The sequence below is a fragment of the Microbacterium sp. genome, from assembly GCF_044508325.1.
GTDB lineage: Bacteria > Actinomycetota > Actinomycetes > Actinomycetales > Microbacteriaceae > Microbacterium.
Window position 1 is genome coordinate 36,603 of the sequence record NZ_JBIQHX010000010.1, and the last position, 13,743, is coordinate 50,345.

The window sequence follows — 13,743 nt, forward strand, 5'->3', positions numbered from 1 at the left end:
GAGGTATTCTGGACGCTGGCCTGCGCGCCGCAAGACGCGCAATCCGACCAGCGCTCGTAGCTCAATGGATAGAGCATCTGACTACGGATCAGAAGGTTGGGGGTTCGAGTCCCTTCGAGCGCGCACACGGATCATCTCGAGAAAAGTCCCGTCCCGGCGGGGCTTTTCTCGTTTCCGAGGTCCGGCCGTGTGGAGCGCGCAGAAGGGACTCCGCGATGAGCACCTGGTACCCCAATGAGCGGGACCCGTCGTGGACCTGCCCCGCCCCGACCCGCGACGCGCTCACGTTCCACCGCTCGCTCGACGGCTACGCGCCCACGCCCGTGGTCGATCTGCCGGCGCTCGCCGACGAGCTGGGCGTGGGGCGGGTGCTCGTCAAGGACGAGTCCGCGCGCCTCGGCCTTCCCGCCTTCAAGGCGCTGGGGGCGTCGTGGGCGGTGCATCAGGTGGTGGAGCACCGCGCAGGTGCACCCGGGACGCTCGTGACCGCGACCGACGGCAATCACGGACGGGCGGTGGCGCGCTTCGCGCGGATGCGCGGCCAGGACGCCCGGATCTTCGTCCCGCGGGGGGTCGGTGCACCCGCGATCGCTGCGATCGAGGGCGAGGGCGCCCCGGTGACCCGCGTCGACGGCACGTACGACGACGCGGTGGCCGCGGCGGCGCAGGCGGCGCGCGAGAACGACTGGGACCTCGTGCAGGACACGGCATGGGACGGGTACCACCAGGTGCCGGCCTGGATCGTCGACGGCTACGGCACGCTGCTGGTCGAGCTCGACGCTCAGGCCGAGGCGCTCGGCGCCGCGCCCATCGATCTTGTGATCGTGCCGACCGGCGTCGGGTCGCTGCTGCAGGCGGTGATCGCCCACTGCCGCACCCACCCGGGCGGGCCGGCGGTGGTCGCCGTCGAACCCGACGTCGCCGCATGCATCGGCCCGAGCCTCGCTGCAGGTCACCCCGTGACGGTGGAGACCGGCATCACCTCGATGGCGGGTCTGAACTGCGGCACTCTGTCGCCGATGGCCTGGCCGTACATCCAGCAGGGACTGGACGCCGCGGTGACGGTCTCGGATCAGCAGGCGGCGGATGCCGCGGAGCGACTCGCGCACGACGGGGTCGGCGCCGGCCCGTGCGGGGCGGCGTCCCTCGCCGCCCTTCGGGTCGTCGTCGACGGTGCCGCCGGGCGTGCTCGCTGCGCCCACCTCGGACTCGGGCCGGACAGCACGGTCGCGCTGCTGGTCACCGAGGCAGCGCCGAGCGCCTGATTGCTATGCCCCGCGCCGGATGTACCGCATCAGGCCGACGATGATCGCGATCACGAGGATCACGATGCCGACCCACAGCAGGAACTTCGCGGCGCTGACGAAGATGCCGAAGAGCAGCAGCACCAGGCCGATGATGAACAGAACCACAGCTAAACCGATCATGCCCACCAGCCTGCGGCATCCCTCCGCCTGATCGCACCCCCTTGCGCACAGCGGCGTGCGCGGCTAGGCCGGCCCCCGGCGAAGTGGGAGACTGCAGGGATGCGACTGGTGCAGGTGGCGCTGCGCGCGACCGATCTCGACCGCGCGGCCGAGTTCTACGCGCTGCTGCTGGAGTCGGCGCCGGTGGCGCGGTTCGACCCGCCCGGGCTGGTGTTCTTCGACCTCGACGGCACGCGGCTGCTGCTCGATCGCGCTGCGCCGTCCTCCCTCGTGTACCTCCAGGTTGAGAACGTCCACGACACCCTGGAGCGCCTGGACGGCGTCGCCGAGGTCGTCTCGCGACCGCACGTCATCTTCACGCACGAGGACGACAGCCTCGGCCCCGAGGGCCATGAGGAGTGGCAGGCGTTCGTCCGCGACTCCGAGCGGAACACGGTGGGTCTCGTCGCGTTCCAGCGGCGGTAGCCTCAGCGCAGCCCGAGCTTCTGCGCCAGCGCCTCCAGCGGCGGCGTGGGGTCGTCGCGCTGGGGCAGGAACTGCACGCACACGTGGTCGGCGCCGGCGTCGAGGTGCGCCCGGACGGCGGCGGCGTGCACAGCGGGGTTCCCGTGCGGCACGAGGGCATCGACGGCGGCATCGGTGGCGCCGTCGTCGAGGTCGGCCGCGGCGAACCCGTGCGCCTCGAGGGTGCGCCGATAGTTCGACAGGCCCAGGTAGCGGTCGAGGAACCTCCGCGCGGTCGCCCGCGCGGCGACGGGATCCGTCTCGGGCAGGAGCCGCTGCTCGGGCGCGATGATGGTGCCGGTGCCGACGATCTCGCGCGCGAAGCGCGTGTGCGCCGGGGTGGTCATGTAGGGGTGCGTGCCGGCGGAGCGTGCGGCGGCGAGCCGCAGGGTGCGCGGGCCGAGCGCTGAGATGAGCCGGCGCTGCGCCGGCACGCCCTCCGCGTCGAGCACGTCGAGGTAAGCCTGCAGCGCCGCGAACGGCTTGCGGTACACACCGCCGAGCGACTCGGGGTGACCGATGCCGATCCCCAGCAGGAAGCGACCGGGGTGGCTGGCCTCGAGGCGGTGGAACGATGCCGCCACCTCGAGGGCCGGGGCCTTCCAGATGTTGACGATCCCGGTCGCCACGGTCGCCGTCTCGGTGCCGTCGAGGATGGACTCGGGGCCCCGCAGGTCGGCATCCGGCGATCCGCCGACCCAGATCGTGCTGTATCCCAGTCGCTCGACGGCCGCCGCGAGTGCGGGGGTGAGCAGACCTCCGGCCCGCCAGAAGCCGATCGGGCCGAGGTCGGGGGCGGCGGGGGCAGGGGGCATCGCGAGGCTCCAATCGACGGATCTTCCACGGTACCGGGATCACCCCGGCATCCGGCCTGGCCGCATCCTGCGCCTCCGATCGCCCTCGTCCCAGCTAGCCTGAAGGCGTGAGCGCCTACGTCTCGGCGTTCGAGCTGTTCTCCATCGGTGTAGGACCCTCGAGCTCCCACACGGTCGGCCCGATGCGGGCGGCCGGCGACTTCGCCGCGCGTCTGCGCGCGACCGGGGCGCTTCCGCGGGTCGCGCGTGTCTCCTGCTCGCTGTTCGGCTCGCTCGGCGCCACCGGCCTCGGCCATGGCACCCCCGATGCGGTGGTCGCGGGATTGCAGGGTCTGGCGCCGGAGACGGTGGACCCGGATGCCGTGCGCGCAGCGTGGACCGAGTGGCCCGACGGTCGCGAGCTCGCCGTGGACGGCACGCATCCGGTGAGCTTCGCCCGGGACGACATCGTGCTCGCGCCCCGCACGCGGCTGCCCGGGCACCCCAACGCGATGACCCTGACCGCGTTCGACGCGGCCGGGGCCACGGTCGCGGAGGAGACGTACTACTCCGTCGGCGGCGGCTTCATCCGCCGGGAGGGCGAGGCGGCCGAAGCGAGCCCCGCCGCCGGCCGCTTCCCGATCCGCTTCGCGACGGCCGACGAGCTGCTCGCGATGTGCGACGACCGCGGCATCACGATCGCCGAGGCCGCGCGCATCAACGAACAGGCCCTGCGCGGCGAGGAGCAGGTCGCGGCCGGGCTCGACGAGATCTGGAACGCGATGGCGGGATGCCTCGAAGCCGGCCTGCAGGCAGAGGGCACGCTGCCCGGCATCCTCGGCGTGAGGCGTCGTGCCGCCGGCATCCGCGCTCAGCTCGAGGCGGCCGAGGCCGAGGGGCATCGTGAACTGCCGGGCGAATGGCTCGGCGCCTTCGCGCTCGCCGTCAACGAGGAGAACGCCGCCGGCGGCCGGGTCGTGACGGCGCCGACGAACGGTGCCGCCGGGATCGTCCCGGCGGTCGCGATGTACTGGTGGCGCTTCCTGGCCGACTCCGGCCTCGGCGCCGACAACGCGGTCACCCCCGACGGCGAGCCCGCCGGCAGCGCGCTCCTCGGCGCGGGCATCGACCCGCTCGACGCGGCGATCGTCGCCGAGGCCAACCGCCGCCGAGGCATCCGCCGCTATCTGCTCACCGCGACCGCGCTGGGGAGCCTGTTCAAAGCGAACGCCTCGATCTCGGGGGCCGAGGGCGGCTGCCAGGCCGAGGTGGGCTCGGCGTGCGCGATGGCCGCCGGAGGGCTCACCGCGGTGATGGGCGGCACGAACCGCCAGATCGAGAACGCGGCCGAGATCGCCATGGAGCATCATCTCGGCCTGACCTGCGACCCGGTCGCCGGGCTCGTGCAGATCCCGTGCATCGAGCGCAACGCGATCGCCGCCTCGACGGCGGTGACCGCGGCTCGCCTCGCGCTGCGCGGCGACGGCAGCCATCACGTGAGCCTGGACACCGTGGTCGAGACGATGCGGCAGACGGGCATCGACATGTCGACCAAGTACAAGGAGACCAGCGAGGGCGGTCTCGCGGTCAACGTCATCGAGTGCTGACAGCCGCGGCAGCGATCCACAGCGTTCGCCCATAGCGAACAGCCCGGCCTCCACAGTTAGCACTCTCGCCCATGGAGTGCTAATCTGAAGGTAGTTGAGTCGAACCCGCTCAACTTTGGACGACAACGACAACGAAGGAGTACCGATGGCCACCTATGATCCGTTCCGTGACCTCGAGCGCCTTGCGTCGGGCCTCTTCGACGCACGACGCGGGCCGCGCACGATGCCGATGGACCTGTACCGCGACGGCGACACGTACGTCCTGACCGCTGACATGCCCGGCATCGATCCCGGCTCGGTCGACGTCGACGTCGACGGCCAGCTGCTCACGATCCGCGCCGAGCGCACCCTGCCCGAAGGCGAGGGCGTGAAGTGGATCACCCGAGAGCGCGAGGCGGCGAGCTTCCTGCGCCAGCTGAACCTCGGCCAGGGCATCGACACCGACCGCATCTCGGCGAACTACGCCAACGGCGTGCTCAGCGTCACCATCCCGGTGAGCGAGAAGGCCAAGCCGCGCAAGATCGCGGTGTCGACCGAGGCGCCCGCGCCCGTCCTCGAGGCGCACGAGTCCGACAAGAAGAAGGTGGATGCCGCGAGCTGACGCCGCTGCATCACCCCACGACCGCCCCGCGTCCGCCACCGGACCGGGGCGGTCGTCCGTTTGCGGCGGCGCCCGGCGCCGCGACATCATCGAGTGGCCCGCGCCTTCGAGCCGCGGCATCCCCGTCCCGTCGAGGAGGACCTGTGACCGAGCGCGAACTCACCACGCCGGTGTCGCTGACCCTGCCCGACGGGCGGCTCAACCACGACGCTCTGGGGTGGGCGCGCCGGCCCCTCGTCGACACGTCCGGCATCGGCGGCCGCTTCTGGGGCCGCAACAAGCGCTGGGAGTACTGGAACGTCGCCACCCCGACGCACATCATCGCCCTGACCGTGTCGTCGATCGACTACGCCGCCGTGCACGAAGTGTGGGTGTTCGACCGGGGGAGCGAACGCCAGTGGCACGCGTCGGCGACCGTGCTGCCCGCGCGCGGCGTCGAGCTGCCGGGATCGCTGGACGGAGGGCCGGCGCGGGCACGGGCGAAGGGGCTCGAGATCGACATCGACCCGTCACCCGGCCCGGAGACCGCGGCGCCGGGCAACCGCCTGCGCGCCCGGATCGACGGCGCACGGTTCGACATCGTCGCCGCGCTTCCCGCGGGGCATGAGCGCCTCGCAGTCGTCGTGCCCTGGAGCGACACCCGCTTCCAGTACACGGTCAAGGACGTCGCCCGCCCCGCAGCCGGGTGGCTCGAGCTCGACGGCGAGCGATTCGACGTTCCGGACGGCGGATCGTGGGCCGTGCTCGATCACGGCCGCGGGCGCTGGCCGTACGACGTCCGGTGGAATTGGGGCGCGGGGTCCGGGGTCTCCGGCGGCCGGGTCATCGGCATCCAGGTCGGCGGCATGTGGACCGCGGGCACCGGCTCCACCGAGAACGCGTTCTTCGTCGACGGTCGCCTCCACAAGATCCACGAGGAGCTGACCTGGGACTACGACATCGCGCGGTGGCGCGAGCCGTGGCGAATCAGCGGCGGAGGGCTGGATGCCGTGTTCACGCCGTTCTACGACAAGGTCACCCGCACGAACCTCGTCGTTCTCGCCGCGCGCACCGATCAGTGCTTCGGCCACTGGTCCGGCACGTTCCGCACATCCGCCGGCGAGACGATCCCGTTCGACGGGATCCTCGGGTGGGCGGAGGAGGTGCACAACCGCTGGTAGCGATGTTCGCTCTGGGCGAACAGCAGCCCCGACGTATCAGAAACGCCGGCGCGGGCTCCGTGATCATGACGGCCGGCGGTGGGGACCCCGCCCGTCGACCGGATGCCTCGGGTCGTGCGCCGTCGGGGCGGCGGGCCTGAGGCCTGCGCGCCGAGCCGAGGCATCCGGACCCGCGTCCGCCCGCCTAGGCTGAACGCGTGACCGACAAGGCCGGCGTGACGGGCAGCGGCAGGCGCGGACGCGGACGCCCGCGCGGCGGCCGGTCCGATGCACGCGAGCGCATCCTCGCGGCGGCCGTCGACGAGTTCGGCGAGCACGGCTACGACGGTGCCACCATGCGGGCGATCGCGGGGCGGGCGGGAGTCGATCCCGCGCTGCTGCACCACTACTTCGGCACGAAGGCCGATCTGCTGGCGGCGACCATCGACATCCCGCTGCGGCCGGACCGGGTCGTGCCGCAGATCGTCGCGGGACCGCGCGCCGAGGTTGGCGCGCGCATCGTGCGGTTCGTGCTCGAGCAGATGGAGGATCCGCACACGCGCAAGCGCGCGATCGCTCTGCTGCGCGCCACGATCGGAAACCGGCTGACGACGCCGGTGATGGCGGCGTTCCTGCAGCGCGAGCTCATCGAGCGGATCGCCGGCGCGCTGGAGGTGCCCGACGCGAAGCTGCGCGCCTCGCTGGCCGGCAGCCAGATGGCGGGCATGCTCGTCGCCCGCTACATCGTCAAGCTGCCCGCGCTCGCCGACGCGCCGGTCGAAGAGCTCGTGGATCGCATCGGCCCCACCGTCCAGCGCTACCTGTTCGACTGATCGTCGACCGACTGACCGTTGACGGCCGGGCGACGCAGGCGCATAATTCAACACATGATGAATAAGCAGGATGTCGCGGGCACCCGCGCCGCACCGGCGGCGGCCGTGTCGGTGCGCGGCCTGCACGTGCGCCGCGGCCGCACGATGGTGTTCGACGGCATCGACGTCGACATCCCGCACGGCCGCATCACGGGCCTCCTCGGGCCCTCCGGCTGCGGCAAGACCACCCTCATACGGTCGATCGTCGGCGTGCAGAAGGTGCAGTCCGGCACCGTGACGGTGCTCGGCCAGCCCGCCGGCAGCCGCGCGCTGCGCCACCGCGTCGCCTACGACACGCAGGCCGCGTCGGTCTACGACGACCTCACCATCGAGCAGAACCTGCGCTACTTCGCCCGCCTCATCGGCGCGCCGCGCAGCGACGTGACCCGCGTCATCTCGCAGACCGGCCTCGCCGACCACGCCCGCCAGACGGTCGACTCGCTCAGCGGCGGGCAGGAGAGCCGCGTCTCGCTCGCGGTCGCGATGCTCGGCTCGCCCGACGTCCTCGTGCTCGACGAGCCCACCGTCGGCCTCGATCCGGTGCTGCGGTCCGAGCTGTGGGATGTGTTCCACGAGGTCGTCGACGCCGGCGCCACCCTGATCGTCAGCAGCCACGTGATGGACGAGGCGCTGCGGTGCGACCGGCTCCTGCTCCTGCGCGCGGGTCGCATCATCGCCGATACGACACCGGAAGAGTTCCTCGCCGAGACCGGGCAGGCCGATCCCGACGAGGCGTTCCTCGAGCTCGTGCGCCGCGACGAGGCGCAGCATCAGCCGCTGCGCCGCACCGCGCGGGAGGCTGCCCGGGAAGAGGGAGCGGGGGCCCCGCGATGAGCGCCGTGCGCACCTTCGCCACCGCCGGGCGCGTGCTGCGCCAGCTCGGCCACGACCATCGCTCGGTGGCGCTGATGCTGATCGCGCCGAGCCTGCTGGTCGGGCTGTTCGCATGGCTGTTCGTGGACCAGCAGCAGGTCTTCCAGGTGGTGGGCCCCGCCATCCTCGCCCTCTTCCCGTTCGTCGTGATGTTCCTCATCACCTCGATCACCACGCTGCGGGAACGCCGTTCGGGCACGCTCGAGCGGCTCATGACCACGCCGCTGGGCAAGGGCGACTTCATCGCCGGATACGCCATCGCGTTCGCCGCGGCCGCCGTCGCGCAGGCGCTCATCACCGTCGCGTTCGCGGTGTGGGTGTGCGGCCTCGAGGTCGAGGGCCCGCTCTGGCAGCTGGGCCTGGTCGCGGTGACCGACGCGGTGCTGGGCTCGGCGCTGGGGCTGCTGGCGAGCGCCTTCGCGCGCACCGAGTTCCAGGCGGTGCAGTTCATGCCGCTCATCGTGTTCCCGCAGATCCTCATCGGCGGCATCCTCATGCCGCGCGACCAGATGCCCGAGGTGCTGCAGGCGATCAGCGACTGGATGCCGCTGAGCTACGCGGTCGACGCGGTCAACGCGGTGACGGCGGGGAACGAGGGGTGGGATGTCACCGGACCGCTGCTGGTCGTGGCGGCCTTCGTCCTGGGCGCCGTCGTGCTCGCGTCGCTGACGCTGCGGCGCCGAACGCCGTAGCGGGACTCAGTCGACGCGCCGCAGCTTCGCGGTGAGGTCGCGCAGCTGGGCGAGCTCGTCGTCGCTGAGCACCGACATCCGCTTCGCGACCGTCACGGCGTGCCGGGTGGCCAGTTCGTGGAAGGCGCGGGCGCCCTCGTCGGTGGCCGTCACCAGCGACCCGCGTCCGTCCTCGGGGTCGCCGCGCTTGGTCACGAGCCCGCGCGCGACCATGCGGTCGACCAACCGCGACACCGACGGCTGGCTCACCAGCGCGAGCCGGGTGATGTCGCGCAGTCGCGCGGTCCGCCCCGGTGCACGGGTCACGGTGAGCAGCACGTCGTACTCGTCCTGCGTGAGCTCCTTGCCCTCGAAGTCCGACCGGATCTCGTCGAACACCTCGTGCTGCGCACGGAAGAGGCTTTCCCAGGCGTCCACGGCGAGGCGGCGATCTGTCATGGGTGTCAGGGTAGCGGGATCGACGCGCCCCGTAGGCTGGCCGCGTGAGAAGGATGCTGCGCGCCCTCGCCCTGTTCGCCGTGCTCGTCGCCGGCTTCGCCGTCGCGGCGCCGATCACCGCGCCGCCAGCCGTCGCCGGCGTGGACGACTTCTCGTTCCGGAGCCTCGACGTCGACTACACGCTCGGCCGCGCCGAAGACGGCACGAGCACTCTCCGGGTGGTCGAGACCTTCGTGGCGAAGTTCCCCGAGTTCGATCAGAACCGCGGCATGCGGCGGTACATCCCCGAGACGTACAACGGCGTGCCCCTGCATCCGACCCTGGTCTCGCTCACCGACGGCGACGGGCGGCCGCGCCCCGTCGAGACCGACAGCGAAGACGGCTACCTCGTCGTCACCTCGCGCGCGGACGACTTCGTGCACGGTGCGCAGACGTATGTCTTCACGTACACGATGGTCAACGCCACATGGCATTTCGACGACACCGACGCCGACGAGTTCTACTGGGACGTCAACGGCACGGGCTGGGCGCAGCCCTTCGGCTCGGTGACGGCGACCGTTCATCTCGACCCCGAGCTGGCCGGAGCGCTGACCGGGTCGCAGGCCTGCTATCGCGGATACCAGGGCGCGAGCGACCGGTGTGAGATCACCCTGGCCGAGGAGGCGGACGGCTCGGCCACCGTCGTGGCCCAGGCATCGGACCTGTCCGCCTACCAGACCATGACGATCGCGATCGGATTCGAGTCGGGAACCTTCACGCCGTTCGACGCGTCGTACCTCGCCTCGCCGTGGGGGTGGGTGCAGGGCGGCGCCGGCCTGGCGGCGCTGGGCGCGCTGGGCTGGGCGATCGGCGTGCGCCGCCGCACGCTCGCGGACGCGCCGGGACGGGGACTGGTCATCCCCGAATACACGTCGCCGCCGACGGTCGACGCGCTGCTGGGCGCGGTGCTGCTGGGGAAGACGTCGAAGGCGATTCCGGCAGAGGTGCTCGAGCAGGCGGTGGTCGGAAGCATCCGCATCGTCGAGGGTGGCCGGACGTGGACGGGCAAGCCGAAGCTGCGCGCCGAACTCGTCGACCCTTCGCGCGCCGACGGCGACGGCATCATGCTCATCGACGGTCTGTTCGGGCCGATCGCACAGCCCGGCGACGCGTTCGAGTTCGGCCGGAGCGACTCGCGATTCGCGAAGGCCGCGCAGCACATCGTGAGCTGGGCCGGCAAGGAGCTCGTGGCCCGGGGCCTGCGCAGGAAGGTCGCCGCGAGTGCGCGGGCGTGGCCGGTGCTGATCGGGATCGCGGCGCTGGTGGTGGTGTTCTTCACCGGCATCGCGGCGCTGGATGCGGGCGTGGTCACCGTCGTGCCGATTCTCGTGATCATCGCCGCGGTGGCCGCGGTCGTGGCGGTGTTCATCCTTGTCTCGCGCAAACCGCTCACCGCGCTCGGGACGCAGACCCGCGAGCATCTGCTCGGGCTGAAGATGTTCATCGAGTGGGCCGAGGCCGACCGCATCCGGATGCTGCAGTCGCCGACCGGCGCCGAGCGCGTGCGGGTCGACGTGAACGACCCTCGGCAGATGCTGCACCTGTACGAGACGCTGCTGCCGTTCGCGGTCGTGTTCGGCCAGGAGCGCGAGTGGTCGGATCGGCTCGCTGTGCTGTACACGCAGTCGGGGGCCACAGGGCCGAGTTGGTACTACGGCACGGGCGCGTTCAACGCCGCCGCATTCTCGGCCGGCATCGGGTCGCTCTCGGCGTCGGCGGCCTCGGCGTCGTCGACCTCGGGCGGGTCGGGCGGCGGCGGCTCCGCCGGGGGCGGTGGCGGTGGCGGTGGTGGCGGCGGGGTGTGACCTCGCTCGGTGATCACGTGGGGTGATCACGTGAGGTGATCTCCCGTCGGGTGGTCACGTCGGCGCTCGCCCTCGTCGCCGACGGCTCTGTCGCCGAAGCAGCGGTGACGGAGGCACGCGGCGCCAGAGCATCTGCGCGTCGATGTAGGACGGCGCTCTGACTTCGGGCACGCCGGCGACCATGCGGATGTGCCAGCCGCTGGTCTCGAGCGTCCGGTGGTGCCACCAGCACAGCGTCACACCATTGTCGACGTGCGTCGGCCCGCCCTTCGCATGGTCGATGACGTGGTGGAGCTCGCACCACTCGGCGGGCACGTGGCACCCGGGGATGATGCACTCGCCGTCGCGCGCCGTGATCGCGCGACGCTGGTGGGCGTTGAAGGTGCGGTCCGGGGTGCCGAGGGCGACGAGGCGCCCATCAGCGGAGATTCTGAGCTTCTGGATGCCGCCCGCGCACGCGATCTGCCGCGCGACGAATGCGGGCACGGCGACGTCGGTGCCGTCGACGAATCCGACGCCGTCGTGACGGTCGAGGTCGTCGGCCGGGATCGTGACGAGGAGCGTGGGCGGCGCGCCGCCGATCGACGGCGTCTCGGCCGTGCGGCCGGCGACGCCGAGGACGGTGGCGAGCACATCGTGCAGCTTCTGCCCGCGAGTGCGCTCGTCGTGCGGGATGAGGCTGTCGTCACTGTCCGTGTCGTCGCGGAACACCGGACCCGGATCCGTGCGGTCGTCGACGCGGGGAGAGTTGTGGGCGTGGGCAAGGCGCAGGAACTGGGCGGCGACGTCCGGAAGGACGTGACCGCGGAGCGGGACGAGGTTGTCGCGCTCCCGCCCCACGGTCAGCGAGCGCTTCCGCATGGCCTGCTCGTAGTCGGGGCGCACGCCATCGGGGTCGAGCACCAGAGACCACACTTTCACCTGGATGCGGATGTCGTCGGCGCTTGAGGCGGGTGCTCCGTCGGGGGCGGTGCCGGTCGCGGCCTGCACGAGTTCTTCCTCGGCGGCGACCAGCAGCGCGGGGTCGGCGCGATCGGCTGTCTGCGCGAGGCCACCGGTGATCTCGGCCGCGGCATCCAGTCCCAGCAGTCCGGCGGTGAGCGCCTTCTGCACGGCCGGGAACCGCGCCGGCAGTTCGTCGCCGGTGAGTGTCAAGGAAGGATGGCAAGACCTCCCGAGCCGGATGCGTGCGGAGGCCGTTCGAGCGCTGATCTGGGTGAGGCGGGTCACCAGCTCGGTGGCGTTCGCGCAGCCGTGCTCCGCCGACATCCGCTCACGGCCCCGCTCGACTCGGGACCGCTCGTCGATCTCTCCCGCACACGCGACGCGAAGCGCGTCGACCTGGCGCCCGACGACCTCGACCTGCTGGGTGAGCTCGCGCAGCTCCACATCGGTGACCGAGCGGATCGCTCCGTCGCCGGCGACGGGGTCGATGGCATCGGCGAGCATGGTGGACACGCGGTCGAGCGCTTCCAGAAGCCTTGTCGCCGGTGCCGTGTTCATGCCTCCAGTATCGCGAGGGGGTACGACATCCGATCCATCAGAATCCCAGATGAGATGCGGAAATCTGTGGACAACTCCACACGTCGTCACCCTGTGGACAACCGGCGCATCCGCAACGCGCCGAGGGCAAGAGTAAGGGCCGGTCGGAGAGGCTTACCGACCGGCCCTTGTCCCTTGCACCAAGAGTGTCCTGCAATCACATGCCGGCAGCTGCCACAGCAAAACAACTACCGTGCTGGCACTCTATAACGAGGAGATAACGGAAAGCAAGGGCTGCTCGTTATCTTTTCGTGACCGGCGTGAGCGCCATGTCAGTACCGCGCCGAGAAGCCTCCGTCGACGTGGAGAAGCTGCCCGGTGATCCATCGTCCCTCGGCCGAGAGCAGGAAGGCGGTGACCCCGGCGATGTCACTGGGCGTGCCGAGTCTGCCCAGCGGATGACGCGGGGTGAGGGCCGCACGCGCGTCCTCATCCATCCAGCCGGTGTCGATCGGACCGGGGTTGACGACGTTCGCCGAGATCCGGCGTGGGCCGAGTTCGCGGGCCGCCGAGATGACGACGCGGTCGAGGGCTCCCTTCGACGCCCCGTACGACAGATTGCCCGTGGTGTGGTCGCTCGTGTACGCGACGACGGCCCCGCCCGACTCGTCTGTCTGAGCCGCGAACGCCTGGATGAGCAGCAGCGCGGCCCGGGCGTTCACCGCCATGTGCCGATCGAAGCTCTCGGCCGTCGTGTCCATGATGCTCGACTCCACATCGTGGGCGTGGCTCAGAACGAGTCCGCTGATCGTGCCGCGGTCGGCGTGCACTCGGCCGATGAGCGCGGCCGCTGCAGACGGATCGGAGAGGTCACAGGGGTGGTCGCCCGCTTCGAGGTCGCTCGTGCAGACATCCCATCCGTCCGCCTCGAGCCGTGGCACGACCCCGGCGGCGATGCTGTCGGCCCCGGCGGTGCCGGTGATCAGGGCGAGGGGCATGCATCGACGATAGGGGAAGCCGCGGGAAGGCCGCGGACATCAGTGCCCGCCTCGCACCCCGCGGCAGCCCCTCGAGCGATCAGGTGTTGAGAGGCCGGGGCGCCCGGAACGTGGAACGTCGCCGGGGCCGGGGCCAGGCGATGGCCAGGCGACGCCAGAACGGCCCTCGCTGCCGGCGCCGCTCGCGATCGCGCTCTCTCTGCTCGGCCTCGCGCTGCCGCTGCAGCAGGCTCTGCCGAGCGGCGGGGGCGATCACGATCTCTTCGATCATGAGCGGTTGCATGTCGTTCTCCCTCTGATCAGGCCGCCGGCCGGGCGGTCTCCCGGGGCGTCCGATTGGAACGACGTCAGTGTCGCGAGTCCGCCTTCCCGCGGCCTTCCGCGCTGCGTTCGGCCGCCGCCGGGAGGAAGGAACCGGGAAGCGCGGGAGGGGATGCTGTCGGCGTGCCGAAGCACCGAGACCCGATTCGAG

Annotated in this window: 15 protein-coding genes and 1 tRNA gene; 10 read left to right on the top strand and 6 right to left on the bottom strand. The window is 71.4% G+C overall.

All coding sequences use genetic code 11. The features are described 5' to 3' along the window. Window positions 1–50: 50 nt before the first annotated feature. Together ACIWQI_RS09810 and ACIWQI_RS09815 are read left to right on the top strand one after the other, a co-directional pair. A tRNA-Arg gene (locus tag ACIWQI_RS09810) sits at window positions 51–123 on the top strand. Window positions 124–215: 92 nt separating this feature from the next. After that, the gene (locus ACIWQI_RS09815; RefSeq protein WP_396657031.1) at window positions 216–1,265 is read left to right on the top strand and encodes a pyridoxal-phosphate dependent enzyme; all 1,050 of its coding nucleotides are present in this window, start codon (window positions 216–218) and stop codon (window positions 1,263–1,265) included. 3 nt (window positions 1,266–1,268) lie between these two features. Here the strand turns inward: ACIWQI_RS09815 and ACIWQI_RS09820 are convergent, their stop codons facing one another. Then, the gene (locus ACIWQI_RS09820) at window positions 1,269–1,427 is read right to left on the bottom strand and encodes a hypothetical protein (protein WP_396657033.1); all 159 of its coding nucleotides are present in this window, start codon (window positions 1,425–1,427) and stop codon (window positions 1,269–1,271) included. Window positions 1,428–1,526: 99 nt separating this feature from the next. Here ACIWQI_RS09820 and ACIWQI_RS09825 point away from each other — a divergent pair, with 99 nt between their 5' ends. After that, a complete protein-coding gene (locus ACIWQI_RS09825; protein ID WP_396657035.1) occupies window positions 1,527–1,892 on the top strand; it encodes a VOC family protein in 366 nt (121 codons plus the stop codon). Between the two features lie 2 nt (window positions 1,893–1,894). Here the strand turns inward: ACIWQI_RS09825 and ACIWQI_RS09830 are convergent, their stop codons facing one another. Further along, window positions 1,895–2,746 (bottom strand): TIGR03620 family F420-dependent LLM class oxidoreductase, encoded by an 852-nt coding sequence (locus ACIWQI_RS09830; protein ID WP_396657037.1) that lies wholly within the window; start codon window positions 2,744–2,746, stop codon window positions 1,895–1,897. 107 nt (window positions 2,747–2,853) lie between these two features. Here ACIWQI_RS09830 and ACIWQI_RS09835 point away from each other — a divergent pair, with 107 nt between their 5' ends. The 6 genes from ACIWQI_RS09835 (at window position 2,854) to ACIWQI_RS09860 (ending at window position 8,509) form a co-directional block, all read left to right on the top strand. Continuing rightward, the gene (locus tag ACIWQI_RS09835) at window positions 2,854–4,332 is read left to right on the top strand and encodes an L-serine ammonia-lyase, iron-sulfur-dependent, subunit alpha (RefSeq protein WP_396657039.1); all 1,479 of its coding nucleotides are present in this window, start codon (window positions 2,854–2,856) and stop codon (window positions 4,330–4,332) included. A gap of 145 nt (window positions 4,333–4,477) precedes the next feature. Further along, entirely contained in the window at window positions 4,478–4,933 is a 456-nt protein-coding gene (locus ACIWQI_RS09840) for an Hsp20/alpha crystallin family protein (protein WP_396657040.1), read from the top strand. 143 nt (window positions 4,934–5,076) lie between these two features. After that, window positions 5,077–6,093 carry a DUF2804 domain-containing protein gene (locus ACIWQI_RS09845; protein ID WP_396657042.1) on the top strand — a complete coding sequence of 339 codons (1,017 nt, stop codon included), beginning with the start codon at window positions 5,077–5,079 and terminating at the stop codon, window positions 6,091–6,093. Window positions 6,094–6,290: 197 nt separating this feature from the next. Next, on the top strand, window positions 6,291–6,905 hold the full coding sequence (locus tag ACIWQI_RS09850) for a TetR family transcriptional regulator (RefSeq protein ID WP_396657043.1): 615 nt from the start codon (window positions 6,291–6,293) through the stop codon (window positions 6,903–6,905). A 54-nt stretch (window positions 6,906–6,959) separates the two neighbouring features. Then, a complete protein-coding gene (locus tag ACIWQI_RS09855; RefSeq protein WP_396657045.1) occupies window positions 6,960–7,778 on the top strand; it encodes an ABC transporter ATP-binding protein in 819 nt (272 codons plus the stop codon). After that, complete coding sequence (locus tag ACIWQI_RS09860; RefSeq protein WP_396657047.1) at window positions 7,775–8,509, top strand: ABC transporter permease; 735 nt, start codon at window positions 7,775–7,777, stop codon at window positions 8,507–8,509. Before ACIWQI_RS09855 ends, ACIWQI_RS09860 begins: the two co-directional genes overlap by 4 nt. Before the next feature lie 6 nt (window positions 8,510–8,515). On the opposite strand, the gene ACIWQI_RS09865 is transcribed toward ACIWQI_RS09860, so the two are convergent. After that, on the bottom strand, window positions 8,516–8,947 hold the full coding sequence (locus ACIWQI_RS09865; RefSeq protein ID WP_396657049.1) for a MarR family winged helix-turn-helix transcriptional regulator: 432 nt from the start codon (window positions 8,945–8,947) through the stop codon (window positions 8,516–8,518). A 53-nt stretch (window positions 8,948–9,000) separates the two neighbouring features. Between ACIWQI_RS09865 and ACIWQI_RS09870 the strand changes: the two genes are divergently transcribed. Beyond that, window positions 9,001–10,791, top strand: coding sequence for a DUF2207 family protein (locus ACIWQI_RS09870; RefSeq protein ID WP_396657167.1), 1,791 nt, complete (start codon window positions 9,001–9,003; stop codon window positions 10,789–10,791). 54 nt (window positions 10,792–10,845) lie between these two features. Here ACIWQI_RS09870 and ACIWQI_RS09875 read toward each other — a convergent pair whose 3' ends face one another. The 3 genes from ACIWQI_RS09875 to ACIWQI_RS09885 form a co-directional block, all read right to left on the bottom strand. Beyond that, window positions 10,846–12,294, bottom strand: a complete 1,449-nt coding sequence (locus ACIWQI_RS09875) for a DUF222 domain-containing protein (protein WP_396657051.1) — start codon at window positions 12,292–12,294, stop codon at window positions 10,846–10,848. 311 nt (window positions 12,295–12,605) lie between these two features. Then, window positions 12,606–13,271: an SDR family NAD(P)-dependent oxidoreductase gene (locus ACIWQI_RS09880; protein WP_396657052.1), complete on the bottom strand. Its 666-nt coding sequence runs from the start codon at window positions 13,269–13,271 to the stop codon at window positions 12,606–12,608. A gap of 79 nt (window positions 13,272–13,350) precedes the next feature. Next, entirely contained in the window at window positions 13,351–13,554 is a 204-nt protein-coding gene (locus ACIWQI_RS09885) for a hypothetical protein (RefSeq protein WP_396657053.1), read from the bottom strand. Between the last annotated feature and the right edge of the window lie 189 nt (window positions 13,555–13,743).

What these genes read in the sequence shown, in the direction of transcription:
- ACIWQI_RS09815 (WP_396657031.1), top strand. Translation starts at nt 216, where the DNA reads ATGAGCACCTGGTACCCCAATGAGCGGGACCCGTCGTGGACCTGCCCC.
- ACIWQI_RS09820 (WP_396657033.1), bottom strand. Translation starts at nt 1,427, where the DNA reads ATGATCGGTTTAGCTGTGGTTCTGTTCATCATCGGCCTGGTGCTGCTG.
- ACIWQI_RS09825 (WP_396657035.1), top strand. Translation starts at nt 1,527, where the DNA reads ATGCGACTGGTGCAGGTGGCGCTGCGCGCGACCGATCTCGACCGCGCG.
- ACIWQI_RS09830 (WP_396657037.1), bottom strand. Translation starts at nt 2,746, where the DNA reads ATGCCCCCTGCCCCCGCCGCCCCCGACCTCGGCCCGATCGGCTTCTGG.
- ACIWQI_RS09840 (WP_396657040.1), top strand. Translation starts at nt 4,478, where the DNA reads ATGGCCACCTATGATCCGTTCCGTGACCTCGAGCGCCTTGCGTCGGGC.
- ACIWQI_RS09855 (WP_396657045.1), top strand. Translation starts at nt 6,960, where the DNA reads ATGATGAATAAGCAGGATGTCGCGGGCACCCGCGCCGCACCGGCGGCG.
- ACIWQI_RS09860 (WP_396657047.1), top strand. Translation starts at nt 7,775, where the DNA reads ATGAGCGCCGTGCGCACCTTCGCCACCGCCGGGCGCGTGCTGCGCCAG.
- ACIWQI_RS09865 (WP_396657049.1), bottom strand. Translation starts at nt 8,947, where the DNA reads ATGACAGATCGCCGCCTCGCCGTGGACGCCTGGGAAAGCCTCTTCCGT.
- ACIWQI_RS09870 (WP_396657167.1), top strand. Translation starts at nt 9,001, where the DNA reads ATGCTGCGCGCCCTCGCCCTGTTCGCCGTGCTCGTCGCCGGCTTCGCC.
- ACIWQI_RS09875 (WP_396657051.1), bottom strand. Translation starts at nt 12,294, where the DNA reads ATGAACACGGCACCGGCGACAAGGCTTCTGGAAGCGCTCGACCGCGTG.
- ACIWQI_RS09880 (WP_396657052.1), bottom strand. Translation starts at nt 13,271, where the DNA reads ATGCCCCTCGCCCTGATCACCGGCACCGCCGGGGCCGACAGCATCGCC.
- ACIWQI_RS09885 (WP_396657053.1), bottom strand. Translation starts at nt 13,554, where the DNA reads ATGCAACCGCTCATGATCGAAGAGATCGTGATCGCCCCCGCCGCTCGG.